At 69.6% G+C, this 26,795-nt stretch carries 25 protein-coding genes and 1 pseudogene; 20 read left to right on the top strand and 6 right to left on the bottom strand.

Features of this window, described 5'->3' with window-relative positions; all coding sequences use genetic code 11:
- The first annotated feature begins 9 nt into the window (after positions 1–9).
- The 8 genes from ACTHN1_RS10280 to ACTHN1_RS10245 are packed head-to-tail and all read left to right on the top strand — an operon-like array spanning position 10 to position 8,391.
- Complete coding sequence (locus ACTHN1_RS10280; RefSeq protein WP_440470846.1) at positions 10–852, top strand: fumarylacetoacetate hydrolase family protein; 843 nt, start codon at positions 10–12, stop codon at positions 850–852.
- Positions 849–2,186, top strand: a complete 1,338-nt coding sequence (locus ACTHN1_RS10275) for an L-fuconate dehydratase (protein ID WP_440470845.1) — start codon at positions 849–851, stop codon at positions 2,184–2,186. The genes ACTHN1_RS10280 and ACTHN1_RS10275 overlap by 4 nt, the downstream gene beginning before the upstream one ends.
- Complete coding sequence (locus ACTHN1_RS10270; RefSeq protein ID WP_440470844.1) at positions 2,186–3,976, top strand: alpha-L-fucosidase; 1,791 nt, start codon at positions 2,186–2,188, stop codon at positions 3,974–3,976. The genes ACTHN1_RS10275 and ACTHN1_RS10270 overlap by 1 nt, the downstream gene beginning before the upstream one ends.
- A 2-nt stretch (positions 3,977–3,978) precedes the next feature.
- Positions 3,979–4,818 carry an amidohydrolase family protein gene (locus ACTHN1_RS10265; RefSeq protein ID WP_440470900.1) on the top strand — a complete coding sequence of 280 codons (840 nt, stop codon included), beginning with the start codon at positions 3,979–3,981 and terminating at the stop codon, positions 4,816–4,818.
- Between the two features lie 10 nt (positions 4,819–4,828).
- On the top strand, positions 4,829–5,605 hold the full coding sequence (locus ACTHN1_RS10260; RefSeq protein ID WP_440470843.1) for an SDR family oxidoreductase: 777 nt from the start codon (positions 4,829–4,831) through the stop codon (positions 5,603–5,605).
- A gap of 10 nt (positions 5,606–5,615) precedes the next feature.
- On the top strand, positions 5,616–5,954 hold the full coding sequence (locus ACTHN1_RS10255; RefSeq protein ID WP_440470842.1) for an L-rhamnose mutarotase: 339 nt from the start codon (positions 5,616–5,618) through the stop codon (positions 5,952–5,954).
- A 27-nt stretch (positions 5,955–5,981) separates the two neighbouring features.
- Positions 5,982–7,220, top strand: a complete 1,239-nt coding sequence (locus ACTHN1_RS10250; protein ID WP_440470841.1) for a sugar MFS transporter — start codon at positions 5,982–5,984, stop codon at positions 7,218–7,220.
- 28 nt (positions 7,221–7,248) lie between these two features.
- Complete coding sequence (locus ACTHN1_RS10245) at positions 7,249–8,391, top strand: alpha-hydroxy acid oxidase (RefSeq protein WP_440470840.1); 1,143 nt, start codon at positions 7,249–7,251, stop codon at positions 8,389–8,391.
- A gap of 16 nt (positions 8,392–8,407) precedes the next feature.
- Here the strand turns inward: ACTHN1_RS10245 and ACTHN1_RS10240 are convergent, their stop codons facing one another.
- The 5 genes from ACTHN1_RS10240 to ACTHN1_RS10220 all read right to left on the bottom strand — a co-directional run bounded on the left by ACTHN1_RS10240 (position 8,408) and on the right by ACTHN1_RS10220 (position 13,213).
- A complete protein-coding gene (locus tag ACTHN1_RS10240; protein ID WP_440470839.1) occupies positions 8,408–9,172 on the bottom strand; it encodes a FadR/GntR family transcriptional regulator in 765 nt (254 codons plus the stop codon).
- Positions 9,173–9,305: 133 nt separating this feature from the next.
- Positions 9,306–10,046: an SDR family NAD(P)-dependent oxidoreductase gene (locus tag ACTHN1_RS10235; RefSeq protein WP_440470838.1), complete on the bottom strand. Its 741-nt coding sequence runs from the start codon at positions 10,044–10,046 to the stop codon at positions 9,306–9,308.
- A 301-nt stretch (positions 10,047–10,347) separates the two neighbouring features.
- Entirely contained in the window at positions 10,348–10,455 is a 108-nt protein-coding gene (gene cydX / locus ACTHN1_RS10230) for a cytochrome bd-I oxidase subunit CydX (protein ID WP_440470837.1), read from the bottom strand.
- A 15-nt stretch (positions 10,456–10,470) separates the two neighbouring features.
- Positions 10,471–11,625: a cytochrome d ubiquinol oxidase subunit II gene (cydB, locus tag ACTHN1_RS10225; RefSeq protein ID WP_440470836.1), complete on the bottom strand. Its 1,155-nt coding sequence runs from the start codon at positions 11,623–11,625 to the stop codon at positions 10,471–10,473.
- A 13-nt stretch (positions 11,626–11,638) separates the two neighbouring features.
- A complete protein-coding gene (locus tag ACTHN1_RS10220) occupies positions 11,639–13,213 on the bottom strand; it encodes a cytochrome ubiquinol oxidase subunit I (RefSeq protein ID WP_440470835.1) in 1,575 nt (524 codons plus the stop codon).
- A 225-nt stretch (positions 13,214–13,438) separates the two neighbouring features.
- On the opposite strand from ACTHN1_RS10220, the gene ccoN reads away from it, so the two are divergent.
- From ccoN to cydC, 12 genes and pseudogenes are all read left to right on the top strand, one after another.
- On the top strand, positions 13,439–14,878 hold the full coding sequence (gene ccoN / locus ACTHN1_RS10215) for a cytochrome-c oxidase, cbb3-type subunit I (RefSeq protein ID WP_440470834.1): 1,440 nt from the start codon (positions 13,439–13,441) through the stop codon (positions 14,876–14,878).
- 13 nt (positions 14,879–14,891) lie between these two features.
- Positions 14,892–15,512, top strand: a complete 621-nt coding sequence (ccoO, locus tag ACTHN1_RS10210; protein ID WP_440470833.1) for a cytochrome-c oxidase, cbb3-type subunit II — start codon at positions 14,892–14,894, stop codon at positions 15,510–15,512.
- A 1-nt stretch (position 15,513) separates the two neighbouring features.
- Positions 15,514–15,657, top strand: coding sequence for a cbb3-type cytochrome oxidase subunit 3 (locus ACTHN1_RS10205; RefSeq protein WP_440470832.1), 144 nt, complete (start codon positions 15,514–15,516; stop codon positions 15,655–15,657).
- Positions 15,654–16,589: a cytochrome-c oxidase, cbb3-type subunit III gene (gene ccoP, locus ACTHN1_RS10200; protein WP_440470831.1), complete on the top strand. Its 936-nt coding sequence runs from the start codon at positions 15,654–15,656 to the stop codon at positions 16,587–16,589. Before ACTHN1_RS10205 ends, ccoP begins: the two co-directional genes overlap by 4 nt.
- A 17-nt stretch (positions 16,590–16,606) precedes the next feature.
- Positions 16,607–16,903, top strand: coding sequence for a hypothetical protein (locus ACTHN1_RS10195; protein ID WP_141454254.1), 297 nt, complete (start codon positions 16,607–16,609; stop codon positions 16,901–16,903).
- A 179-nt stretch (positions 16,904–17,082) separates the two neighbouring features.
- Positions 17,083–18,633 (top strand): 4Fe-4S dicluster domain-containing protein, encoded by a 1,551-nt coding sequence (locus ACTHN1_RS10190; protein WP_440470830.1) that lies wholly within the window; start codon positions 17,083–17,085, stop codon positions 18,631–18,633.
- A complete protein-coding gene (locus tag ACTHN1_RS10185) occupies positions 18,630–19,142 on the top strand; it encodes a FixH family protein (protein ID WP_440470829.1) in 513 nt (170 codons plus the stop codon). Before ACTHN1_RS10190 ends, ACTHN1_RS10185 begins: the two co-directional genes overlap by 4 nt.
- The gene (locus ACTHN1_RS10180) at positions 19,139–21,544 is read left to right on the top strand and encodes a heavy metal translocating P-type ATPase (RefSeq protein ID WP_440470828.1); all 2,406 of its coding nucleotides are present in this window, start codon (positions 19,139–19,141) and stop codon (positions 21,542–21,544) included. The genes ACTHN1_RS10185 and ACTHN1_RS10180 overlap by 4 nt, the downstream gene beginning before the upstream one ends.
- Positions 21,541–21,783 (top strand): cbb3-type cytochrome oxidase assembly protein CcoS, encoded by a 243-nt coding sequence (ccoS, locus tag ACTHN1_RS10175; protein ID WP_440470827.1) that lies wholly within the window; start codon positions 21,541–21,543, stop codon positions 21,781–21,783. Before ACTHN1_RS10180 ends, ccoS begins: the two co-directional genes overlap by 4 nt.
- A complete protein-coding gene (locus ACTHN1_RS10170; protein ID WP_440470826.1) occupies positions 21,773–22,498 on the top strand; it encodes a sulfite exporter TauE/SafE family protein in 726 nt (241 codons plus the stop codon). Before ccoS ends, ACTHN1_RS10170 begins: the two co-directional genes overlap by 11 nt.
- The gene (gene cydD, locus ACTHN1_RS10165; RefSeq protein WP_440470825.1) at positions 22,495–24,183 is read left to right on the top strand and encodes a thiol reductant ABC exporter subunit CydD; all 1,689 of its coding nucleotides are present in this window, start codon (positions 22,495–22,497) and stop codon (positions 24,181–24,183) included. The genes ACTHN1_RS10170 and cydD overlap by 4 nt, the downstream gene beginning before the upstream one ends.
- Positions 24,180–25,848: pseudogene (cydC, locus tag ACTHN1_RS10160) on the top strand (thiol reductant ABC exporter subunit CydC). Before cydD ends, cydC begins: the two are co-directional and overlap by 4 nt.
- A gap of 159 nt (positions 25,849–26,007) precedes the next feature.
- Here the strand turns inward: cydC and ACTHN1_RS10155 are convergent.
- A complete protein-coding gene (locus tag ACTHN1_RS10155) occupies positions 26,008–26,781 on the bottom strand; it encodes a Crp/Fnr family transcriptional regulator (RefSeq protein ID WP_440470824.1) in 774 nt (257 codons plus the stop codon).
- Positions 26,782–26,795: the final 14 nt, after the last annotated feature.

Genomic DNA, 26,795 nt, shown 5'->3' with positions numbered 1-26,795 from the left:
AAACCCTGCATGAAACTGTTGCGCCATGGCGCGCCGGGCGCGGAAAAGCCCGGATTGCTCGACGGCGAGGGCCGCATCCGCGACCTGTCGTCGGTGATTCCCGACATCGCCGGCGAGGCGATCACCCCCGAGGGCCTGCAACGCCTGCGCGCGCTGGACGTGTCCGCGCTGCCGCTCGTGGACGGCGCGCCGCGCCTGGGCCCCTGCGTGGGCCGGGTCGGCAAGTTCGTCTGCATCGGCCTGAACTACTCCGACCACGCCGCCGAGACCGGCGCGCAGGTGCCGGCCGAGCCGGTGATCTTCAACAAGTGGACCAGCGCGATCTGCGGACCGGACGATGACGTGCGGATCCCGCGCGGTTCGCACAAGACCGACTGGGAAGTGGAACTGGGCGTGGTGATCGGCCGTGGCGGCCGCTACATCGCCGAAGCCGACGCGCTGGATCATGTCGCCGGCTACTGCGTGATCAACGACGTGTCCGAACGCGCGTTCCAGTTGGAAGGCACCGGCACCTGGGACAAGGGCAAGGGCTGCGACACTTTCGGCCCGCTTGGTCCGTGGCTGGTGACCGCCGACGAGATCGCCGATCCGCACGCGCTCGGGCTGTGGCTGGAAGTGGACGGCCACCGTTACCAGGACGGCAACACGCGCACGATGGTGTTCCAGGTGCCGTTCCTGATCAGCTACCTGAGCCGCTTCATGAGCCTGCAGCCGGGCGACGTGATTTCCACCGGCACCCCGCCCGGCGTCGGCCTGGGCCAGAAGCCGCCGGTCTACCTGCGTCCCGGCCAGGTCATGCGCCTGGGCATCGACGGCCTCGGCGAACAACGGCAGAAGGTGGTGCAGGCATGAACGCCATCGCCCAGCCGGCGCTGGCCGGCGTACGCATCACCGGCCTCCGGGTCGAGGATCTGCGCTTTCCCACTTCGCAGCAGCTGGACGGCTCGGATGCGATGAATCCGGATCCGGATTACTCGGCCGCCTACGTGGTGCTGGAAACCTCGCGCGGAGACCTGGAAGGCCATGGCCTGACCTTCACCATCGGCCGCGGCAACGAAGTCTGCTGCGCGGCGATCGAGGCGCTGGGACATCTGGTGGTCGGGCTGGATCTGGACTGGATCGCGCAGGACATGGGCCGCTTCTGGCGGCACGTCACCTCCGACAGCCAGCTGCGCTGGATCGGCCCGGACAAGGGCGCGATGCACCTGGCCACCGGCGCGGTCGTCAACGCGGTGTGGGATCTGTGGGCCAAGGCCGAAGGCAAGCCGGTGTGGCGGCTGGTCGCCGACATGACGCCCGAGCAACTGGTGCGCTGCATCGACTTCCGCTACCTGAGCGATGCGATCACGCCGGATGAAGCGCTCGCCCTGCTGCGCGAACGCGAGGCCGGCAAGGCCGGACGCATCGCCACCCTCGAACGCGAGGGCTACCCCTGCTACACCACCTCGGCCGGCTGGCTGGGCTATCCGGACGACAAGCTGCGCCGGCTGTGCCAGGAAGCGGTCGACGCCGGCTTCAACCACGTCAAGCTGAAGGTCGGCCGGGATCTGCAGGACGACATCCGCCGGGTGGGCATCGCCCGCGAGGTGTTGGGACCGGATCGGCGGTTGATGATCGACGCCAACCAGATCTGGGAAGTCGGCCAGGCTATCGACTGGGTGAAGCGGTTGTCCTTCGCCGCGCCGTGGTTCATCGAGGAACCCACCAGCCCCGACGACGTGGCCGGCCACCGGACCATCCGCCAGGCCATTGCGCCGGTGCAGGTCGCCACCGGCGAGATGTGCCAGAACCGGATCCTGTTCAAGCAGTTCATCGCCGGCGGCGCCATCGACGTGGTCCAGATCGACGCCTGCCGCGTGGGCGGCGTGAACGAGGTGCTGGCGATCCTGCTGATGGCGGCCAAATACGGCCTGCCGGTGTGCCCGCACGCCGGAGGTGTGGGCCTGTGCGAATACGTGCAACATCTGGCGATGATCGACTACGTCTGCATCGCCGGCACCCGCGAGGGCCGCGTGGTGGAATACGTCGACCACCTGCACGAACACTTCCAGGACCCCTGCGTGATTCGCGACGCCGCCTACCAGCCCCCGACTGCGCCCGGCTTCTCCATCACCATGAAGGACGCCAGCCGTCGCCGGTATCGCCATCCGGCGGGCCAGACGCTCACCGGCGGAGGCGTGGCCTGATGTCCTTCGCGGCCCGCCGACGCCGGTCCCTGCCGATCTCCCTGCCGATCCTCCTGCTGCTGTCCTCGACGCTGCTGGCGGCCGGTTGCGGTGAACGGCCGGCGACGTCCGCGAAGCCCGCGTCCACGCCGGGCGCGGCGACCGCCGCGCCCGCGCGGCCGGACGACGCCGACCGCATCCGGCACTGGCAGCGGCAGGGCTACGGCATGTTCGTGCACTGGGGGCTGTACTCCCAACTGGGCGGCGTGTGGAACGGCAAGCCGGTGACGCGCGGTTATTCCGAGCAGATCCAGAGCTGGGCCAACATTTCCCACGCCGACTACGCCAAGGTCGCCAGCGGGTTCGCCGCGCCGAAGTTCGACGCCGACGCGATCTGCGGTCTGGCCCGCGACGCCGGCGCCCGCTACGTGGTGGTCACCAGCAAGCATCACGATGGCTTCGCGATGTTCGACACCGCGAGCACCGACTACGACATCGTCGATCGCACGCCGTTCGGCAAGGATCCGATCAAGCTCATCGCCGAGGCCTGCCGCGCGCGCGGGCTGGGCCTGGGCATCTACTTCTCGCTGGTGGACTGGCATGCCGGCCACCCGTTCGACCCGGACAACGGCAATCCGATCCCGGCGTCGATGGAGCCGCTGATCGAACGGCAGGTCACCGAGCTGATGACGAACTACGGTCCGATCACCGAAGTGTGGTTCGACATGTCGACGCCGACGCCGGCGCAGAGCCGCCGCTTCGCCGGCATCGTGCGCCGGCTGCAACCGGCGGCGGTCATCAATGGCCGCATCTGGAACAACGCCGGCGATTTCGTCACCCTCGGCGACAACGAGGCGCCCCCGCCGACGATGCAGCCGCCGTTCGAAGTACCGGCGTCCATCTACCACGCCACCTGGGGCTATCGCAGCTGGCAGCGGCGCGAGGATGTGCCGGGCAAGGTGCGCGAGCTCGTCAACGGCCTGGTGCAGGCGCGCGCGGCCGGCGGCAACTACCTGCTCAATATCGGCCCGATGGGCGACGGTGCCGTCGTGCCGTTCGAGGCCGAGGTCCTGCGCGGCATCGGCCAGTGGCTCCAGCGCCACGCCCATGTCGCGCTGGACGCGCGTCCCAGCGGCCTGCCGCCGCAGACCTGGGGCAGCACGCTGGCGGACGACAAGGCGCTGTACCTGTTCGTGCGCGACTGGCGCGGCGGCCGGCTGGTGGTCAACGGCCTGGCCGGCGATCCGCGCGCGGTCCGCATCGACGGCGACGATGCCGCCGCGCCACTGGCCTGGCGGCGCGAGAACGACGCGCTGGTGATCGATTTGCCGGCGCAGGCGCCCGACAGGGTGCTGCCGGTCGTGCGGATCGAGACACAGGGTCCGCTGCGGATCGTGCCGCCGGATGCGATCGCGGTGCCGGCTTCCGGCGCGGCCACGCTCGCGCAATCGGCCTGGCATCCGGGCACCAGCTTCGCCTTCGGCAGCGGCTACCGCAGCCAGCGTTCCACCACCGTGTCGCTGCGCGCGGCGTTGCTGCCCGAGCGAGCCGAGGACGCGGTGTGGCTGCGCTTCACCGGCGCGAAGGCGCCCGCCGGACAGCGCTACCGGATCCGCGTCGGCGCCCAAGAACGGGTGATCGCCGCCGAGGCGCTGGGCACGCAGGCCCTCGGCCCGTTCGCCCTGCCCGATGCGCGGGCGGGCGCGACGCCGGTGACGATCACCCTGGCCACGCCGGACTATCCGGCCCGGGATCTGGAACTGCGCTTCGATGCGGTGCGCGTATCGCCACGGGCGGAAGCCTCGCCGTGACGATGCGCGTCGACGCCCACCAGCATTTCTGGCGCTACGCGCCGCGCGACTATCCCTGGATGGGCGATGGCATGGACGTGCTGCGACGCGACTGGCTGCCGCAGGATCTCGCGCCGCTGCTGGCGACCGCGGGACTGGACGCCTGCATCGCGGTGCAGGCGCGCGCCGACGAGGCGGAAAACATCTTCCTGCTCGATCTCGCGCAGCGGCACGACGTCATCGCGGCGGTGATCGGCTGGGTGGATCTGTTCGCCGCCAATGCCGGGGAACGGCTCGCGCACTGGCGCGCGCACCCGCGCTTCGCCGGGGTCCGCCACCTGCTGCAGGACGATCCCGATGTCGCCGCCACCCTCGCCGACCCGCGCTTCGCGCGCGGCGTCGAGGCGGTGCAGCGGCAGGGGCTGGTCTACGAAATCCTGGTCCGCGGCCCCGCGCAATTGGCCGAGGTGCCGACGTTCTGCGCGCGCCACGACCACCACTGGCTGGTGCTGGATCACCTGGGCAAACCCGCCATCGGCGGCGAAGGCGAAGCGGACTGGCGCCGGCACCTGCGCGCCGTCGCCGCGCATCCACATGTGCTGTGCAAGGCTTCGGGGCTGGTGACCGAAGTGGTGGGCGCGTCCCTGGACGCCGACGCGCTACGCCGGCATCTGGATGCGGCGCTGGAGGCCTTCGGCGCGGACCGGCTGATGTTCGGTTCGGACTGGCCGGTCTGCCTGCTGCGCGCCGACCACGCCGCGGTCACGGCGCTGGTGGACGACTGGGCTTCGCGGTTGTCGGAAAGCGAACAGGCGCAACTGTGGGGCGGCACCGCCCTGCGCTGCTATGACGTACACGGCTGAGGGGGGCGTGATGGATCTTGAACTGCGGGACAAAGTGGTGATCGTCACCGGCGGCGGCGCCGGCATCGGCGGCGCGATTTCGCTGGCGCTCGCGCACGAAGGCGCGATTCCGGTGATCTTCGGGCGCAGCCCGCTGGAGGCCGGCTTCGAACGGGAGCTGCGCGAGCGGCAACCACGCGCGCGCTTCCATCAGCTCGAACTGTCCGACGCGGCCGCCTGCGGCCGGGCCGTGGACGCAACGCTGGCGGAATTCGGCGGCCTGCACGGACTGGTCAACAACGCCGGCGCGAACGATGGCGTGGGGCTGGACGCGGGACGCGACGCATTCGTGCAGTCGCTGGAGCGCAACCTGATCCACTACTACGTGATGGCGCACCTGTGCGTGGACGCGCTGAAGGCCAGCCGCGGCGCCATCGTCAACGTCTCCTCCAAGACCGCGGTCACCGGCCAGGGCGGCACCAGCGGTTACTGCGCCGCCAAGGGCGCGCAACTGTCGCTGACCCGCGAATGGGCCGCATCGCTGGCCGCCGACGGCGTGCGGGTCAACGCGGTGGTGCCGGCGGAAGTGATGACGCCGCTGTATCAGAGCTGGCTGGCCGGATTCGATGATCCCGCCGCCAAGCTGGACGGCATCACCCGCCGCATTCCGCTGGAGCAGCGCATGACCCGCGCCGAAGAAATCGCAGACACCGCCGTATTCCTGCTGTCCGCGCGCGCCTCGCACGTGACCGGGCAGTGGTTGTTCGTGGACGGCGGCTACACCCATCTGGATCGCGCACTGACCTGAGGAGATCGCCATGCGCCATTGCCTGGCCCTGGACCTGCACGACGATCCGGAGCTGATCGCGGCCTACGAGGAATACCACCGCCAGGTCTGGCCGGAGGTCCTCGCGCACCTGCGCGCGCAGGGCGTGCGCGAGCTGGAGATCTTCCGCCTCGGCACCCGCATGGTGATGGTGATGGACACCGACGACGCGGTGTTCGACGCCGCGCGCATGGCCGAGGCCGAGCGCACCGATGCGCGCCTGCGCGCCTGGGAAGAACTGATGTGGTCGTTCCAGAAGGCCACGCCGTGGACGCCGGAAGGCGCCAAGTGGACGCCGATGCAACCGATTTTCCGCCTGACCGACGCCTGACCCTTCTTTTCGCAGGAGCTTTCCGCCATGCCCGCATTGCCCGGTACCGCCTCCCCGACCCTGCAGGACAGCGGCGCGCAGCGCTACCGGCTGGCTTTCATCCTGGTGACCTGCCTGTTCTTCCTGTGGGGCTTCTCCTACGGTCTGCTGGACGTGCTCAACAAGCACTTCCAGGAAACCCTGGACATCACCCGCGCGCGCTCGGCGCTGTTGCAGGCGGCCTACTTCGGCGCCTACTTCCTGATGGCGCTGCCGGCCGCGGCGCTGATGGAACGGCATGGCTACAAGACCGGCATCCTGCTCGGCCTGGGGCTGTTCGCCTGTGGCGCGCTGCTGTTCATTCCCGCCACCCGCGCCGGGGTGTTCGAGTACTTCCTGTTCGCGCTGTTCGTGATCGCCTGCGGCCTGGCCTGCCTGGAAACCGCGGCCAATCCCTACGCCACCGTGCTGGGACCGGCGGAGACCTCCGAACGCCGGCTCAACTTGTCGCAGTCGTTCAACGGGCTGGGCACGTTCATCGCGCCGTTCATCGGCGGCAAGCTGTTCTTCGGCGCCTCGGACGCGGGGATTTCCGGCAGCCACGGCGTGCAGCTGATCTACGTCGCCACCGCGCTCGTGGTCGTCGCCATCGCCGTGCTGATCTGGCGGACGCGGATGCCGGAAGTGTCCGGCGAAACTTCGGCCGCGACGGTTCCGGCGCCCGTCGTGCCGCTGTTCTCCCAGCGCCATTTCGTGTTCGCGGTGGTGGCCCAGTTCTTCTATGTCGCCGCGCAGGTCGGCGCGGGCGCGTTCTTCATCAACTACGCGGTGGATCACATCCCCGGCCTGTCCTCCGAACGCGCCGCCTACCTGCTGGCGGTGGCGCTGGGCTGCTTCCTGGCCGGCCGTTTCCTGACCACCGCGCTGATGGGTGCGTTCCAGGCCGCCCGCCTGCTCAGCGTGTACGCGGTGATCAACATCCTGCTGTGCGGAGTGGTCATCGCCGGCGTGGGCAAGCTCTCGGTCGCCGCGCTGATCGCGGTGTTCTTCTTCATGTCGATGATGTTCCCGACCATCTTCGCGCTCGGCATCAAGGGCCTGGGCGCGCAGACCAAGCGCGGCGCCAGCTTCATCATCATGGCGATCGTCGGTGGCGCCATCGTGCCGTGGTTCATGGGCCGGCTGGCGGACATCGCCGGCATCGAGACCGCTTTCTGGATTCCGGCGTTCTGTTTCCTGGTGGTCGCGCTGTACGGTGTCCACGCACGCCGCCACCCGCTGTCCTGACCGTCCTTCGACCCGAACCCGCCCCGCCATGACCCCGATCACCTGCAACGAGGATCTCCGCCGGCTGGCGATGCGCCGGGCACCGCGCGCGATCTTCGACTACGTCGACCGCGGCTCGTACGACGAGCACACCCTCAACGGCAACCGCCGGGCGCTGGACGCGCTGATGCTGCGCCAGCGGGTGATGATCGACGTCGACCGGCGCTCGCTGGCCACCACCATGGCCGGCGAAGCGGTATCGATGCCGGTGGGCCTGGCGCCCACCGGCCTGACCGGCATCCTGCACGCCGATGGCGAGATCCTCGCCGCCCGCGCCGCGCAGGCGGCGGGCGTTCCGTTCACCCTGAGCACGGTGTCGATCTGTTCGATCGAAGCGGTGCGCGCGGCGGTGGAAAAACCGTTCTGGTTCCAGCTGTATGTAATGCGCGATCGCGATTTCGCCGCGTCCCTGATCCAGCGCGCCATGGCCGCGCGGTGCCCGGCGCTGGTGCTCACCGCCGATCTGCAGATCCAGGGCCAGCGCCATCGCGACATCAAGAACGGCCTGACCGTGCCGCCGAAGCTGACCCTGGGCAACGCGCTGGACGTGCTGCGGCGCCCGCGCTGGGCGCTGGGCATGCTGCGCACGCCGCACCGCAACTTCGGCAACCTGGCCGGCTTCATCCCCGGCGGCGGCAAGGGCCTGACCACGCTGTCGCAGTGGATCGGCAGCCAGTTCGATCCCACCCTCAGCTGGAAGGACGTGGCCTGGGTGCGTTCGCTGTGGCCGGGCAAGCTGATCGTGAAGGGCATCCTGGACGCGGACGACGCGCGCGCGGCGGTCGACGCCGGCGCGGACGTGATCGTGGTGTCCAACCACGGCGGACGCCAGCTGGATTCGGCGCCGCCGGCAATCCTCGCCCTGCCGCAGGTGGTCGCGGCGGTCGGCGACCGCTGCGAGATCTGGTTCGACAGCGGCGTGCGCAGCGGCCAGGACGTGCTCAAGGCCATGGCGCTCGGCGCGCGCGCCACGCTGATCGGCAAGGCCTTCCTGTACGGCCTGGGCGCGATGGGCGAACGTGGCGTCAGCACGGCGCTGGATCTGATCCGGCGCGAGCTGGACGTCAGCATGGCGCTGACCGGCACCCGCGACGTGCGCGAAGTCGGTCCGCAGGTGCTGTGGCGGCCCTAGCGCCGGCCTTCGGATTTCAGCGTTCGCCGCCGGAGAAGATCCGGATCACCGAATCCAGGTGCTTTTCCATGGCCGCGCGCGCCGCATCCGGATCGCGGTCGCGGATCGCGCCGACGATGGCCTCGTGTTCCAGTTCCGAGCGGCGCGGCATGTCTTCGACCGTGTAGAGCGCCTGCACGCGCTGGAACATCGCGCCGTACTGGTGGCCCAGCAGGTGCCGGATCAGCAGCGAATAGGCCGGGTTGCCGCTGGCGTCGGCGATGCGGATATGCAGCAGGCGATCACCCGGATGGGTGGTGGAATCGTGCAGGTTGTCGGCGATGTTGCGCTGGAGGGCTTCCTCGATGCCGGCGATCTGATCGTCGCTGGCGTTCTCGGCCGCCAGCGCGGCGGTTTCCGGTTCCACCAGCCGGCGCGCGCTCAGCAGCGAGAACGGCGGAATCTCGGCCTCGAAATCGGCGACCACGCCCAGTTCCGGATCCAGGGTCCACGGGTTGAGCTGGCGCGCGCGATCGAGCGCGTGTTCGGCCGGCGGCGCTTCCTCCGAATCCGGTCCCACCACGCTGACGCCGTCACCGACCCGCACCCGCACCAGGCCCAGCACTTCCAGCGCGATCAGGGCTTCACGCAGCGAGGTGCGGCTGACCCCGAACTGCTGCGACAGTTCGCGCTCCGGCGGCAGGTAGCTGCCGGGCGGAAACTCGCCACGGTTGATCATGCCGCGCAGCTGGTCGGCGATCTGCTGGTAGAGACGGCGGTTCTGGATACTCTTGACTGGCATGTCCGGGCTCCGCATCCGGCGGGCTTGCTGGGAACACGCCGGGATTATAGGCCAATCCCCGTACCGCCCCGGACGGTCGGCACCGCCGCGCGACGGCGAGGCGGGACGCGGACGCGCCGCGCCCGTGGAGGGCTTACTGCGCGGTGTAACCGCCGTCGACCAGCAGCGAGGCGCCGTTGACGAAGGAGGCGTCGTCGCTGGCGAGGAACAGCACCGTGCGCGCGACTTCCTCTGCGCGGCCCAGCCGGCCCATCGGATGCAGCTTCTCCAGCGCATGCTTGGCCTCGGCCGGAATGTCCTTCAGCAGCGGCGTGTCGATGTAGCCGGGGCAGACCGCGTTGACGCGGATGCCGCGCGCGCCGTAGTCGATCGCCAGGGTCTGCGTCAGCAGCTTCACTCCGCCCTTGGCCGCGGCGTAGGCGGTCACGCCACCCTTGCCCACATGGCTGTGGATGGAACCGCAGTTGACGATCACGCCGCCGCCCTGCTTGAGCATCTGCGCGATGACGTGCTTGTCGCACAGGTAGACGCCGGTGAGGTTGATGCCGATGGTGCGATCCCAGGCCGCTTCGGACAGCTGGTCGATCGGGCCATCGGCGGCGATGCCGGCATTGGCGAACAGCACGTCGATGCGGCCGAACGCGGCGACGGTTTCATCGACCATCCGCTGCACGGCGGCGGTGTCGGTCACGTCGGTTTTCACGAACAGGGACTTCGCACCCTGTTCCGACAGCGCGTCGGCGACCGCCTGCCCGTGCTCCGAGAAATCCGCGATCACCACATGCGCGCCGTGTTCGGCGAACAGTTTCGCGCTGGCCTCGCCGATGCCGCTGGCGCCGCCGGTGACGATGACGACTTTGTCCTTGAAATTCATGCTGATCGCTCCTGGCCGTGGGGGCCGATGTGAACTCCGGACAGGATAGTCCTTGCTCCCTTTATCCGGGCCGGACCCGCCGCCGAAGGCAGGTGAATCACAGTGTTCCTTCACGCCAACGCCGTTAGCCCGTCATTCCGGCGCAGGCTGGAATCCATTCCCGCGCGATGCCTCGACGCCCCAGGGCCATTCACCACTGCGAAAGATGGATTCCGGCGTTCACCGGGATGACGGCGGAACGACGACAGAACGTCCGGCCGGCAACGCACCCGGCCGCGCACGGACGCGCGGCCGCCATCACTCACTCGTCCTTGCGGCGATCCGTGTCGCGCATCTCGTACCACATGCCATTGAGGACGGCGAAACTGGCCGCGAGTCCGGCGCCGAGTATCCAGCTGAAGTACCACATGCGTGTTCTCCGGTATCAGTAAGCGTTCGGATTCTGATCGTGATCCAGCGTGTCGTCGCCGACCTTGCCGCGCATCACCCGATACACCCAGGCCGTGTAGGCCAGGATGATCGGCAGGAAGAAAACGGTGACCAGCAGCATGATGAACAGCGTCAGGTGGCTGGACGAGGCGTCCCACACCATCAGGCTGGCGCCGGGGTTGAGCGAGGACGGCAGCAGGAACGGGAAGGTGGTCAGGCCGAAGGTCAGCAGGATGCCGCTGATCGCCAGCGCCGAGGACAGGAACGCCAAGCCGGCCTTGCCCGCGCGCAGGCAGACCGCGCTCGACAGCGCGCCCAGCACGCCCAGCACCGGGAACAGCCAGATCACCGGCCAGCGCGCGTAGTTGCCCATCCAGGCGCCCTGTTCGGTGGTCACCACCTTGGCCAGCGGATTGGACGGGCCGGCCGGATCCATCGCGATCTGCAGCACGTAGCCATCGATGCCCCTGGCCAGCCACACGCCGCCGATCACGAACAGCACCGCGGTGGCGAGCGCGGCGAGGCTGCCGTAGCGGCGCGCGCGCGCGGCGATGTCGCCATCGGTCTTCATCGCCAGCCGGCCGGCGCCGTGGGCGACCAGCATGCCCACGCTGACCAGGCCGCACAGCAGCGCGAAAGGCGTAAGCAGGCCGAACAGGCCGCCCTCGTAATGCGGCCGCAGGATCTCGTCGAAGGTGAACGGCGCGCCGAGCAGCACGTTGCCCATCGCCACGCCGAACACCAGCGCCGGCACCAGTCCGCTGACGAACAGCGCCCAGTCCCACAGCGCGCGCCAGCGCGGATCCGGCACCTTGCTGCGGAACTTGAAGCCGACCGGACGCAGGATCAGCGCGATCAGGATCAGGAACATCGCGATGTAGAAGCCGGAGAAGCTGACCGCGTACAACGGCGGCCAGGCGGCGAAGATGGCCGCGCCACCGACGATCAGCCAGACCTGGTTGCCTTCCCACACCGGGCCGATCACGTTCAGCGTGATCCGGCGCTCTCCATCGGTGCGGGCGACCGCCGGCAGCAGCGTCGCCACGCCCAGATCGAAACCGTCCATCACCGCGAAGCCGATCAGCAGCAGCCCCAGCAGGGCCCACCAGATCAGGCGCAGGGTCGGGTAATCGAGCGGAATGGTGTCCATGGACGCGCTCCTCTCAGGTGGCCGTGGCCGGCGTGGGGGCGGACGCGACGGCGCCGTGGGATTCGGGCACCAGTTGCTCGGGGCCCTTCAGGATCAACTTGCGCATCAGCCAGATCTCGACCACCGCCAGCACCGTGTAGAGGGTGACGAAGCCGGTCAGGGTGATCAGGATCTGGTGCAGCTTCAGCCCCGAGGCGGCGAAGAAAGTCGGCAGCACGCCGTCGATCACCCAGGGCTGGCGACCGTATTCGGCAATCAGCCAGCCGGCCTCGATCGCGATCCACGGCAGCGGCAGGCTGTAGAAGGCCAGGCGCAGGAACCAGCGCCGCCGATCCAGCTGGTGCTTGCTGGCCAGCCAGAACGCGAACGCGAAGAAGGCGATGAAGTAGAAACCCAGCCCGACCATCAGGCGGAAACTCCAGAACAGCGGCGCCACCCGCGGCACCGTGTCGAACGCCGCCTTGACGATTTCCTCCTCGGTCGCGTTGGCGATGTCCTCGCGGTACTTCTTCAGCAGCAGGGCGTGGCCGATGTCGCGCCAATGGGTCTCGAACATGTAGCGGGCATGCGCGTCGCCGCGGTTCGCGCGCAGTTTCTGCAGGTTCTCGTAGGCCACCAGGCCGTTGCGGATGCGCCCCTCGGCGCGCTCGACCAGTTCCAGGATGCCGGGCATTTCCTTGTTGAGCGAACGGGTGCCGATGATGCCCATCACGTAGGGGATATGCACCGCGTAGTGGTTGGTGCGGGTTTCCTGGTCGGGGATGGCGAAGGCGTTGAATCCCGCCGGCGCCGGCTCGGTTTCCCACATGGCCTCGATCGCGGCCAGCTTCATCTTCTGGTTCTCGCCGACCGCGTAGCCGCTCTCGTCGCCCAGCACCACCACCGACAGCGCCGCGGCCAGGCCGAAGCTGGCCGCCACCGCCATCGAGCGCTTGGCGAAGTCGGGATTGCGCCCGCGCAGCAGGTAGAACGCGCTGATCGACATCACGAACATCGCCCCGGTCACGTAGCCGGCGCTGACCGTGTGGACGAACTTGGCCTGGGCCACCGGGTTGAAGATCACCGCCATGAAGTCGGTGATTTCCATGCGCATGGTTTCGGGGTTGAACACCGCGCCGACCGGGTTCTGCATCCAGCCGTTGGCGACCAGGATCCACAGCGCCGAGAAATTGGTGGCGATCGCGACCAGCCAGGTCACCGCCAGGTGCTGGACCTTGCTGAGCCGGTTCCAGCCGAAGAAGAACAGGCCGATGAAGGTCGCTTCCAGGAAGAAGGCCATCAGGCCCTCGATGGCCAGGGGCGCGCCGAAGATGTCGCCGACGTAATGGCTGTAATAGGACCAATTGGTGCCGAACTGGAACTCCATCACAATTCCGGTGGCGACGCCCATGGCGAAGTTCACCCCGAACAGGGTGCCCCAGAACAGGGTCATCCGGCGCCAGACATCGCGTCCGGTCATGACGTAGACGCTCTCCATGATGGCCACCATGAAGGACAGGCCCAGGGTCAGCGGCACGAACAGGAAGTGGTACATCGCCGTCAGCGCGAACTGCAGACGCGAGAGTTCGACAACGGTCATATCCGGCATGATGGGGGCTCGGCAGCGGTGTCGAGGGGATTCTAGACCTCTGCCGGCGCGGGCGGGGGTGACAATCTGTCGCACCCTGGACCCCATCCGGGGTTGCCAACATGCCGCCCGTGGTTCGCCGACCACCCCCTGTCCGCATTTCCCCCCTCCCCGGTTGATTCAGATCAATGTGAGGGGGGCCCGGAGGGGCCGAAGATCATGGGGTTGAGCCTAGGAGCAGGTGGCATGCAGAGCGTGCAGGGTACTTATAACGACAAGGTGGTGCGCCAGTTCGCGGTGATGACCGTGGTCTGGGGCATCGTGGGCATGGCCGTGGGGGTGTTCATCGCCGCCCAGCTGTACTGGCCGGCGCTGAATTTCGACATTCCGTGGCTCAGCTACGGGCGGCTGCGGCCGCTGCATACCAATGCGGTGATCTTCGCGTTCGGCGGCAGCGCCCTGTTCGCGACCAGCCTGCACGTGGTCCAGCGCACCTGCCACGTCCGGCTGATCTCGGACAAGCTGGCCGCCTTCGTGTTCTGGGGCTGGCAGGCGGTCATCCTGGCGGCCGCGATCACCCTTCCGCTGGGCATGACCCAGGGCAAGGAGTACGCCGAACTGGAGTGGCCGATCGACCTGCTGATCACGGTGGTCTGGGTGGCCTACGCGGTGCTGTTCTTCGGCACCATCGCCAAGCGCGCGGTCAAGCACATCTACGTGGCCAACTGGTTCTACGGCGCCTACATCATCGCCGTGGCCCTGCTGCACATCGTCAACAACATCGCCATCCCGGTCGGCTTCACCAAGTCCTACCCGGTCTACAGCGGCGCGGTCGACGCGATGGTGCAGTGGTGGTACGGCCACAACGCGGTGGGTTTCTTCCTGACCGCCGGCTTCCTTGGCATGATGTATTACTTCGTGCCCAAGCAGGCCGGACGCCCGGTCTACTCCTACCGCCTGTCGATCGTCCACTTCTGGGCGCTGATCGCGGTCTACATGTGGGCCGGCCCGCACCACCTGCACTACACCGCGCTGCCGGACTGGGCGCAGTCGCTGGGCATGGTGTTCTCGCTGATCCTGCTGGCGCCCTCCTGGGGCGGCGCGCTGAACGGCATCCTGACCCTGTCGGGCGTGTGGCACAAACTGCGCACCGATCCGATCCTGAAGTTCCTGATCGTCGCCGTGTCGTTCTACATGATCGCGACCTTCGAGGGACCGATGATGTCGATCAAGACGGTCAACTCGCTGAGCCACTACACCGACTGGACCGTCGGCCACGTCCACGCCGGCGCGCTGGGCTGGGTGGCGATGATCTCGGTGGGCTCGATCTACGCGCTGCTGCCGCGCCTGCTGGGCCGCGACAGCATGTTCTCGACCAAGGCCATCGACCTGCACTTCTGGCTGCACACCCTGGGCGTGGTGTTCTACATCGCCTCGATGTGGATCGCCGGCGTCATGCAGGGCCTGATGTGGCGTGCCACCAACGCCGACGGCACGCTGACCTACAGCTTCGTCGAGGCGCTCAACGCCACCTATCCGTACTACCTGATCCGCCTGGGCGGCGGCCTGCTGGTGCTGAGCGGCATGGGCGTGATGGCCTGGAACACCTGGAAGACGTTTGCGTCCGCGCGCTCGACTGCCCCGCAGCCGATCCTGCCGGTTGACGTTTCCGAAGTGCGCGCCTGAGGACGAGACCGACATGAGCAACAGCAATTCCCACGAGAAAATCGAGAAGAACATCGGCCTGATGGCCATCCTGATCGCGGTGGTCGTGTCGTTCGGCGGCCTGGCCGAGATCGTGCCGCTGATGTTCCAGGCCGAAGCCATCAAGCCGCTGGAAGGGGTCAAGCCCTACCCGGCCCTGCAACTGGCCGGCCGCGACGTGTACGTCCGCGAAGGCTGCTACAACTGCCACTCGCAGATGGTCCGCACCCTGCGCTTCGAGAGCGAGCGCTACGGCCACTACTCGCTGGCCGGCGAATCGGTGTACGACCGTCCGTTCCAGTGGGGCAGCAAGCGCACCGGGCCGGATCTGGCCCGGGTCGGCGGCCGCTACTCCGACGACTGGCACCGCGTGCACCTGATCAACCCGCGCGACGTGGTCCCCGAGTCGAACATGCCCGGCTTCCCCTGGCTGGAGAAGAACAAGGTCGACGGCGAAGCCACCGCGCGGCGGATGGGCGCGCTGAAGGCGCTGGGCGATCCCTACACCGATGCCGAGATCAAGGCCGCGCCCGGGGAACTGAAGGGCAAGACCGAGCTGGACGCCGTGGTGGCGTACCTGCAGGCGCTCGGCAAGCACGCGCCGCGGGGAGGCTGACATGGTGTCCGGAATCGTGACCGCGATCCTGCTGGTGCTGTTCATCGGCGGCTGGATCTGGGTGTGGAGCCCGCGCCGCAAGGCCGAATTCGATGATGCCGCGGCGTTGCCGCTGAACGAGGAAGACGAGGAGCACAAGGCATGAACAGCGGCTGGTCGTGGTACGTCATCGCCCTGGTGGTGCTGAACATCGTCGGTTGCGCGTGGCTGCTCTGGTGGACGGCACGCCGCCGCCCGGGCGACCCGGCGCCGGAGGAAACCAGCCATGTCTGGGACGGTGACCTGACGGAGTACAACAAGCCCCTGCCGCGCTGGTGGATCAACCTGTTCTACCTGACCATCGCGTTCGGCATCGGTTACATCGCGTGGTACGGCGGACTCGGCGGCTACGCCGGCGCCGGCAAGTGGTCCTCGGCCGGCGAACACGCCGCCAAGAAGTCGGTGGAAGACGCCAAGCTGGAACAGACCTTCAAGCCCTACGCGGACCAGGCCATCGACAGGCTGGCGCAGGATCCGAAGGCGCTGGCGCTGGGCCGCTCGATCTTCAACAACACCTGCGCTACCTGCCACGGCTCGTCCGCGCAGGGCGCGATCGGCTATCCCAACCTGACCGACGACATCTGGCACTGGGGCGGCTCGCCGGAGAAGGTGCTGGAAACGGTGCTCGACGGCCGTGACGGCGTGATGCCCGAATGGGGCACCGCGCTGACCGGCATGGGCGGCCCGAACGCGGTCGACTACACCATCGCCTACGTGCGCACGCTGGGCCACCCGGACCAGCTGATCAACAACTTCCCCGCCTCCCAGGGCAAGAAGCTGTACGAAGGCGTGTGCGTGGCCTGCCACGGCGTCGACGGCAAGGGCAACCAGGATCTCGGCGCGCCCGACCTGACCGACAACTACTGGTTGTACGGCGACAGCACCGAAAGCCTGCGCCAGACCATCAGCAAGGGCCGCCATGGCATCATGCCGGCGCACCGTGAGCTTCTCGGCGAGACCCGCGCGCGCCTGGTGGCCGCCTATGTCTGGTCGCTGTCGCACAAGGGCAGCAAGGACACCGCCGCCGCCACGCCATAGAAGGAACCGTCGTCGCCATGACCGATTTCAGCGAACCCCGACTGGACCACCCGCCCCGCCCGCTGGCACAGCGGATCGGGGCCATCCTCTGGCCCAGTTTCTTCGCGGCGGGCGTGGCGACGATGGTGTTTTTCGCCTTCGTGGATCCGCTGCAGCTGCGCGACGCGACCTTTCCCGACTGGCCCCTGACCCGCGAGCTCGGCTACACGCTGGGCTTTTTCATGTTCTGGCTGGCGACCGCGTCGTCCAGCCTGTTCACCTGGATACTCCTGCGGCCTTCCAGCCGCTTCAACCGCGCGCTGCCGCCGGAATGAAAGCCTGGAGCGGGGCTGCGACAAACCGTCGCTCCCGCTCCTGTCGTGCGCGCCGGAGACTGGATCCGTCCGGTACTCCCTCAACGCCACGCCGGTGACCCCCGGCGAAGCCAAGCCATGAACGTTCCGATTCCGCTCCACCGCAAATCCCAGCCCGCCCCGCGCAACGGAGTGTCGCCATGAGCCGGCAGATCCCCATCGACGTGGTGGACGACCAGGGCAATTCGCTGTACGTCAGCGAGCGCAAGATCTATCCGCGCGACGTCTCCGGCCGCCTCAACCGCCTGCGGGTGGCGGCGGTGTTCTGGCTGCTGGGCATGTTCTACGTGTTCCCGTGGCTGCGCTGGGATGGCCGCCAGGCGGTGCTGTTCGATCTGCCTGCGCGCAAGTTCTACGTGTTCGGCCTGTCGTTCTGGCCGCAGGATTTCCTGTTCCTGGCGCTGCTGCTGATCATCGCGGCGATGGCGCTGTTCTTCTTCACCACCCTGGCCGGGCGCCTGTTCTGCGGCTACGCCTGCCCGCAGACGGTGTGGACGGAAGTGTTCCTGTGGATGGAGCGCTGGACCGAGGGCGACCGCGGCCAGCGGATGAAGCTGGACGCCGGTCCCTGGAACGGCCAGAAGATCCTGCGCAAGGGCGGCAAGCACACGATCTGGCTGTTGTTCGCGCTGTGGACGGGCTTCACCTTCGTCGGCTTCTTCACCCCGATCCGCGATCTGGCCGCGCGCGCGCCGCTGGACTGGGGCGGCTGGGAAACCTTCTGGGTGCTGTTCTACGCGCTGGCCACCTGGGGCAACGCCGGCTTCCTGCGCGAACAGGTGTGCAAGTACATGTGCCCGTATGCGCGCTTCCAGAGCGCGATGTTCGACCGCAACACCCTGATCATCGCCTACGACCCGATGCGCGGCGAACCGCGCGGCCCGCGCAAGCGCGGCCTGGGCAGCGTGCTGGAGCGCGCACGCGGCCTGCTCGACAAGGCCACCGCCTACGACTACGTGTTCCGCGCGTACCAGCACCCCACCGCGGCCGACAACCGCCTGCAGGCGCGCGGCACCATCACCTTCGCCGGCGCCGGCGCGCACGCCGAGCCGCTGCCGAAGTTCGCCCCGGATCAACTGGGCGACTGCATCGACTGCACCATCTGCGTGCAGGTCTGCCCGACCGGCATCGACATCCGCAACGGCCTGCAGTACGAGTGCATCGCCTGCGGCGCCTGCATCGACGCCTGCGACGACGTGATGGGCAAGATGGGTTATCCCAACGGCCTGATCCGCTATTCCACCCAGAACGCCATCGACGGCAAGAGCACCCGCGTGCTGCGTCCGCGCGTGTTCGTCTACGGCACGATCCTGCTGGCGCTGCTCGCCGCCTGGGGCTGGGGCGTGACCCATCGCAGCGACGTCATCGCCGAAGTCCTGCGCGATCGCAACGCGCTGTACCGCGATGTCGGCGGCGGCCGCATCGAGAACAGCTACACGCTCAAGCTGGTCAACAAGGACCAGCGGGCGCACCGCTACCGCGTCGTGCTGGAGTCGGATACCGCCGGCATCACCCTGGCCGGCGGGGACAGGCAGGTCGAGGCCGACGCCGAGGAAGTGCTGTCGCTGCCGCTGGTCGCAACCGCGCCCTCCAGCGTCGCCGGCCGCCATGCCATCCGCATCCGCGTCGAGCGCGAGGACGGCGTGTCGACCAAGATCGTCGAAAGCAGCTACTTCGGACCCATCCCATGACCCCGCAACCCAAGGTTCCCCTCTGGCGCATTCCGGCGATGTGGCTGGTGATCGGCCTGCCGCTGGCCTCCATCGTCGCCGGGCTCGGCCTGGTCTACATCTCCGTGCGCGCCGGCGGCGCCGATCCGGTCACCGACAAGGTCGATCGCATGGCGCAGATCCAGACCACCGATCTGGGCCCGGACCAGCGCGCGCAGGCGATGAAGCTGGCGGCGGTGCTGCGAGTGGACGCGGGCGTGGTGGAAGTCATTCCGGTCAACGGCGAATTCGATCGCCGCGCGCCGCTGGAACTGCACCTGCAACATCCCACCCGGGCCGAGGAAGATCGCCGCCTGCGGCTGCCGCCGGCCGGCAACGGCTGGCGCCTGGATGAAGCGGTGGACGCCTCGCACGCGTGGAAGGTGCAGCTCGGCCCGGCCGATGGCCAATGGCGCCTGCGCGGCCGCCTGCCCAAGGCGCAGCGCGCCGTGCACCTGGCGCCCTCGTTGCAGGACGACGCCGCCTCGTGACCGCGACGGCGCCTTCGCCGCATTGCTATCACTGCGGCGAGGCCCTGCCAGCCGCACCGGTGCTGCGTCCGCTGGACGGCCAGACCGCGGGTTTCTGCTGCGAAGGCTGCGCGGCGGCGGCCGAATGGATCCGCCATTCGGATCTGGGCAGCTACTACCGCCTGCGCAGCGCCGCCGCCGGACGCGTCGACGCCGAACCGGTCGATCTCGGCATCTGGGATCGCGAGGAACTCCAGGCCGAGCACAGCCATCCGGTCACCGGCGGGCGCGAGATCATCCTGCTCACCGACGGCATGCGCTGCGCCGCCTGCGCCTGGTTGATCGATCGCGCGCTGGCGCGCGAGGAAGGCGTGCTCGACAGCACCGCCAACGCGGTGACCGGACGCATCCGCATCGCCTGGGATCCGCGACGCGCCGCGCTCTCGAAAATCCTGCACCGGCTGTCCATGCTCGGCTACCGGCCCTATCTGGCCGGTGGAGAAGCCAGCGAACGCGCGCGCCTGGACGAGCGCAAGCGCTGGCTGCTGCGGCTGGGCATCGCCGGGCTGGGCGCGTTGCAGGCGATGATGTTCGCCGAGGCGCTGTACCTGGACGTGGACCGGACCATGCCGGTGCCCACCCGCGATTTCTTCCGCTGGCTGACCTTCCTGGTGTCCACGCCGGTGGTGTTCTATTCGGGCTGGCCGTTCCTGGCCGGCGCATGGCGGGAACTGCGCGAACGCCATCTCGGCATGGACACGCTGATTGCCGGTTCCACCCTGCTGGCCTATCTGGCGAGCCTGGTGGAAACCATCCGCGGCGGCGTGCATGTCTGGTACGACGCGGCGGTGATGTTCGTGTTCCTGCTGCTGGCCGCGCGCATGCTGGAACAGCGCGCGCGCAACATCGCCACCGCCCAGGTCGACGCGCTGGCGCGCGCGCGTCCCGCCTTCGCCACCCGCGAGCGCGACGACGGCAGCCGCGAATCGGTGCCGGTCGGCAGCCTCGCCGGCGGCGACGTGGTGCGGGTGGCCGCCGGTGACAACGTGCCCGCCGACGGCGTGCTGCTGGATGCCGACGCGGTGTTCGAGGAAGCGCTGCTGACCGGCGAATCGCATCCCATCCACAAGCGCGCCGGCGCCGCGGTCTACGCCGGCACCGTGTGCCGCGAGCATCCGGCTCGATTGCGGGTCACCGACGTCGGCAGCGCGACCCGCCTGTCGCAGCTGGCGCGGCTGGTGGATCAGGCGCAGGCGCATCGCCCGCCGATCGCGCGCGCGGCCGATCGCATCGGCGGCCGCTTCGTCGCGGGTCTGTTGCTGGCCGCCCTGGCCGTGTATGCGTTCTGGCATTTCCACGATCCCGCGCGCGCCTTCGAGGTGACCCTGGCGCTGCTGGTGATCAGCTGTCCCTGCGCGCTGTCGCTGTCGGTGCCGGCCGCCCTGGCCGCCGCGCACGGCACCCTGGCCAGACTGGGCGTGCTGGCGACCCGCGCCGACGCGCTGGACACGCTCTCGCGCGCCAGCGACATCGTGTTCGACAAGACCGGCACGCTCAGCGATCCCCGCACCTTGCGGGTGGAAGCGCAGAGCCTGGACGGCTTCGGTCGTTCGCACGCGTTGGCACTGGCTGCCGCGCTGGAGCGCGACAGCGGCCACCCGCTGGCGTCGGCGTTTCTAGACGCCGCGGATCAGGCCTGCGCGGATCCATTGCATGCCGAGCAGGTCGAGACCGTCACCGGCCGTGGCGTGCAGGGCCTTATCGACGGCCAGTCATGGCGGTTGGGCCGGGCCGATTTCGTGTTTGGTGGCGACGACGACGGCGCCATCTGGCTGGGCGATGGCGAACGCGGCGTCGCCCGCTTCGCGCTGCATGAATCCGCGCGGCCCGACGCGGTCGAGGCATTGGCGGCGCTGCGCGCGCAGGGCTTCGCCGTGCACCTGGCCAGCGGCGACGGACAGGCGCCGGTGCGGCGTTTCGCCGAGGAAATGGACATTGCCGATCCGCGCGCGCGGCAGGCGCCGGAGGACAAGCTCGCCTTCGTGCACGAACTGCAGGCGCGGGGCCGCATCGTGGCGATGGTCGGCGACGGCATCAACGACGCGCCGGTGCTGGCCGGCGCGGATGTCTCGGTGGCGATGGGCCAGGGCGCGCCGCTGGCGCAGCGCGCGGCGGATCTGGTGATGACCGGCACCTCGCTCTCGCGCCTGCCGGCCACCGTGGATCTGGCCCGCCGCACCCGCCGGATCATCCGCGAGAACCTGGCCTGGGCGCTGGCCTACAACGTGCTGGCGCTGCCGCTGGCCGCCACCGGCCGGGTCACGCCCTGGCTGGCCGCGCTGGGAATGGCGCTATCCTCGCTGCTGGTCACCGCCAACGCCCTGCGCCTGACCCGCGTGCCCACGAACAAGTCCACGCCATGACCATCCTGTTGATGCTCATCCCGATCAGCCTGGTGCTGCTGGGCCTCGCGGTCGCCGCCTTCATCTGGGCGGTGCGGCGCGGGCAGTTCGACGATCTGGATACCCCGGCGCTGGACATCCTCGACGATGACGATGCGCGCGGGCCCGCGCGGGCGTCGACCGCGACGGCGCCGGAAAACGATCCCAAGGCGCCGGCCACGGACACCGGACGCGGCACGGAACGCGGCGATGCCGGTTGATGGCCTCACCCTGCTCGCCGCCCTGCTGAGCGGATTGCTGGGCGGCGTGCACTGCGCGGCGATGTGCGGCGGCATCGCCACCGGCTTTTCCGCGATGAGTCCGCAACGCGGCTGGGGCGCGGCGTTGCAGGTCAACCTCGGTCGGGTGGGCGGCTATGTGCTGGCCGGCGCGGTCGTCGGCGGCTTCGGCGGCGGCCTGCTGAAAGTACTCCGCTTCGAGAACCTCGCGCTGGGCCTGCGCATGGCGGTGGGCGTGGTGCTGGTGCTGGTCGCATTGCGCCTGCTGGATCGGCGCGCGCGCCTGCAGTTCCTGTCGCGTCCGGCCGCGCGGCTGTGGCAGTGGCTGCGCCCCCTGCAATCGCGCCTGCTGCCGGCCGATCGCGCCTGGCGCCGGATCGCGCTGGGCATGCTGTGGGGCTGGTTGCCGTGCGGACTCAGCCTGAGCCTGCTCACCGCCGCGTGGTTGCAGGCGAACGCGCGCGACAGCGCGCTGACCATGCTCGCCTTCGGCCTGGGCACGCTGCCGATGATGGTGCCGCTGACCTGGTCGGGCGCGCGCATGGGCCGCTGGCTGCAACGCCCGGGCGCGCGCATCGGCGCGGCGATGATCGTGCTGTTCGCCGGCCTGCTGACCCTGGCCGGTCCCTGGCTGGCGCACGCGCCCGCGCTGCACGGCCTGCTCAGCGCGCTGGGTTGCCGCACCCTGCCGGCATGAACGCCGCGACGGAAGCCGGCGCGCCGACGGCCGCGCAGCGTCTGAAGGCCTTCGCCGCGCCCGGCGCGGGGCGGCTGCGCGGCGCGGGCCTGTGCACGGTGCTGGCCGGCGCCTTGCTGATTCCGCAGGCCCTGCTGATCGCGCAGGCAATGCAGCGGGTGTTCGTCGCGCACGCGCCGGCGCGTGCGGTGGGCCCGTTGCTGGCCGGTCTGGCCGCGATCGGCGTGCTGCGCGCGGTGCTTGGCTGGATCGCGCGGCGGCTGGCCGACGACGCGGTGGAAACCGTGCGCCTGCGGGTGCGTGCGCGGCTGGCGCGCCGGTTGCTGGCGCGCGGCCCGCGCTGGCTGCGCCACCAGCGCAGCGGCGAACTGGCGGAAACCCTCGGCGGCCATGTCGACGCGCTGGAAGGCTACATCGGCGGATTCCTGCCGGTGCGGCTGGAAGTGGTGGCGGTGCCGCTGCTGATCCTGATCGCCGCGTTCTGGGCGGATCGCGTGGTCGGCCTGATCCTGCTGCTCACCCTGCCGCTGGCGCCGGTGTTCATGATGCTGGTGGGCTGGGGCGCGGAAGCGGCCAGCCGCCGGCAATTGCAGGCGCTGGCGCGGATGGGCGGTCATTTCGCCGATCGCCTGCGCGGGCTGGGCCTGATCCGCCTGTACGGACGCGGTGATCGCGAGCTGGCCGGCATCGAACAGGCGGCCGAGGGATTGCGCCGCAGCAGCCTGAAGGTCCTGCGCATCGCCTTCCTGTCCTCGACCGTGCTGGAGTTCTTCGCCTCGCTGAGCGTGGCGATGATCGCGCTGTATCTGGGCCTCACCTACCTGGGCATGCTCGGCGTGCGCGGCGCGCCGCTGGATCTGGCGACCGGCGTGTTCTGCCTGCTGCTGGCGCCGGAGTTCTACGCGCCGCTGCGACGACTGGCCGCGCACTACCACGATCGCGCGGCGGCGCTGGCGGCGGCCGGCGAGATGGCGCGGCTGCTGGAGGACGCCGACGAGCCCCCGGTATCGCTTCCCTTGGACGCCCGCGACAAGGACGCGCCGGCGCCGACGCTGCGGGTGGACGGACTGGCGCTGCGTCCCGCCACGGACGCGCCGCTGGTGTTGCGGAATCTGTCCTTCACCCTGGACGCCGGCGCGCACCTCGCGCTGGTGGGCGCCAGCGGTGGCGGCAAGAGCACGCTGCTGGAGGCGCTGGCCGGCTGGTTGCCGCCCGCCGCCGGAACGATCCGCTACGACGCGCCGCCGCGCATCGGCTACGCGCCACAGCGGCCGTTCCTGTTCCAGGGCACGCTCGCGGACAACCTGCGCATCGCCGCGCCGGAGGCCAGCGACGCGGAACTGCTGGCCGCCGCCGAAGCGGCCCAGGTGATGCGCTTCGCCCGTCGCCTGCCGCAGGGCCTGGATACGCCAATCGGCGAACGCGGCTTCGGCCTGTCCGGCGGCGAGGCGCGCCGGGTCGCGCTGGCGCGGCTGTTCCTGCGCAGGCCCACGCTGCTGCTGCTGGACGAACCCACCGCCTTCCTGGATCCCGAGACCGAGCAGGCCGTGCTGCGCGCGCTGGCGGATTTCGCCCGCGGCCGCACGCTGGTGATGGCGACCCACAGTCCGGCGGCGATGCGGATGATCGGTCGCGTGCTGGATCTGGACAACGCGCACGCGCATACACCGGAGGCCTCGGCATGAGCGCACCGCCGGACAACCTGCGCGCGGTGTTCCGCCGGCATGCGCGCGGCATCGCGCTGACCCTGCTTCTGCTGCTGATCACCCTGCTCGCCGGCACCGGGCTGCTCGGCCTGGCCGGCCATTTCCTCACCGCCGCCGCGCTGGCCGGCTCGGCGGCGATCGGCTTCAACTTCTTCGGTCCGTCGGCCGGCATCCGCGCCTTCACCTTCGCCCGCATCCTGTCGCGCTACGCGGAAAAGCTGGTCGGTCACGACGTCACCCTGGCGCTGGCGCGGGATCTGCGGGTGTGGTTCTTCCGCCGCGCGCTGCCGCTGGCGCCGCTGGGCCTGGGCCGCTATCGCGTCGGCGATCTGCTGGCGCGGCTGGTCGCCGACATCGAAGCGGTCGACGGCCTGCTGGTACGCGCGATCGGCCCGCTGGCGTCACTGGCGGCGGTACTGACGCTCGGCACCGCGATCGCGTTCTGGCTGCTGCCGGCCGCGGGACTGCTGCTGGCCCTCGCGTTCGCCCTGATCGCGCTCGCCACGCCCTGGGCGATCCAGGCGCGCGCGGGCGCGCTGGAAAGCGAACGCGCCGAAGCGCGCGCGCTTGCGCTATACGGTGCTCGAAGGCCTGGAGGGCGCCAGCGATCTAGCCGCGCTCGACGCGACGGAAGGCTGGCTGGCGCGCGTCGACGCCGATGCCGCGACCTTGTCCGCGCAGGAACGGCGGCGCAAGCAACGGCTCGCGCAGGGTGTGCTGATCCACGGACTGCTGGCGGCGGCGCTGCTGCCGCTGCTGGGCTGGCTGCTGTTCGACGCCGTCGATGCGCGCCGGCTGGAGGCGCCGGTCGCGGCCGGCCTGTTCTTCATGACCCTGGCCCTGCTGGAGGCCGCCGCCGGCATCGGTATCGCGTGGCAGGCCTGGCGTGCCGCGCGCGCATCCATCCAGCGGCTGCGGGACGTGGTGATGCCGTCGCCGGACGTGCGCGAGCCGGCGCAGCCGGTGAACGTACCGGCGGAAGGCGCGCTGGTGCTGGAGAAACTCGCTTTCGCCTGGCCCGGCGAAAGCCGCCGCCTGCTGGACGGCGTCGATCTGGTGCTGGCGCCCGGCCGGCGCATCGCCATCCGCGGCGACAGCGGCGCCGGAAAATCCTCCCTGCTGGCGCTGCTGCTGCGCCTGCGCGATCCGCTCGAAGGACGCCTGTCCTACGGCGGCGGGGATCTGCGCGGATTCCGCGTCGCCGGCTGGCACGCGCGGCTGGCGTGGCTGCCGCAGGAGGCGCCGATCTTCGCCGGCAGCGTGCGCGAGAACCTGCGGATGGGCGATCCCGATGCCGACGACGCGCGCCTGTGGCGGGCCTTGGCGCAGGTCCGCCTGGACGCGCTGGTGCGCGGCTGGAACGACGGCCTCGACGGCTGGGTCGGCGAAAGCGGCGCCACCCTCTCGGCCGGCCAGGCCCGGCGGCTGGCGCTGGCGCGCGCACTGCTGCGCGATGCGCCGCTGCTGCTGCTCGACGAACCCACCGAAGGGCTGGACCAGGACACCGCCGACGCGCTGATGCGCGATATCGCCGCGGCCGCCACTCATCGCAGCGTCCTGATCATCACCCACGCGCCGCTGCCCGCCGGCGTCGTGCATGAAACCTACCGCCTCATCGACGGCCGACTCTGGCCCGCCGACTGAAGGGCCTCCGGCTCCGCCTCACACGCACCGTGCGTCGCGCGCGAAAACATTGCCGCTCCGCGAACGCGGGCGGCGCGAGGAAGCAGATTCCGCTCCAACCGCCGTCAAGATTCGATCCGGACAGGCACCGCAACACCCCGGAAGGCCGAAAGCGTCCGCTTACTCGCGCATCTCGGCCAACGTGGCCAGGCGCTTGCGATCCTTCAGCGCGACCCGATGCGGATCGTCGGTGGCGATCAGCCCGTCCTGGCGCAGGCGGGTGAAGCTGCGGCTGACCGTCTCCACGGTCAGGCCCAGGTAATCGGCGATATCGGTGCGCGACATCGGCAGCACCACCTCGTCGCCGCTGTAACCCTGGCGGCGGCGACGCGCATGCATGTCCAGCAGGAACGACGCCAACCGCTCCAGCGGCGTCATCCGCGCCAGCGACATCAGGTTGTCGCGGGTGGCGTCCAGTTCGACGCAGGCGCGTTCCAGCAGTTCGCGCTCCAGCTCCGGGTAACGCGCGCACAGCGTGCGCATGTCCTGCATGGTGAACGCGCACAGTTCGCTGTCGATGATCGCTTCGATCGAATGGCGGTAGTGGGTCGCGCCGCTGAAGCCGATGAAATCCCCCGGCATCAGGAAACCGGCCACCAGCCGGCGGCCATCGGCCAGCAGGCGGATCCGGCGCAGCGCGCCGGCGGTCACGGTGAACACCTCGCGGCGGGAATCGCCTTCCCGCGCCAGCACTTCGCCGGCCTTGAGCGGAATGTCGCCGGCCAGGGTCTCCAGCATCTGCGCCTGGTCCAGCGGCAGCGCCGCGCAGACCGCCAGATGGCGGACCTGGCAGCGCGCGCAGTCGCCCAGCGCCGGGCCGTCCCCGGACGTGGCGTCCCCGCGGTTCGCAGGGACAACGGGCTGTCCGTTGTGACGCAGTACGCGCAGGCTCATGGAGAGGGCCACTC

Source organism: Pseudoxanthomonas sp., from assembly GCF_051953815.1.
Taxonomy (GTDB): Bacteria; Pseudomonadota; Gammaproteobacteria; order Xanthomonadales; family Xanthomonadaceae; genus Pseudoxanthomonas_A.
The sequence above is the reverse complement of the archived record's forward strand: the minus strand, read 5'-3'. Positions and strand labels throughout refer to the sequence as shown.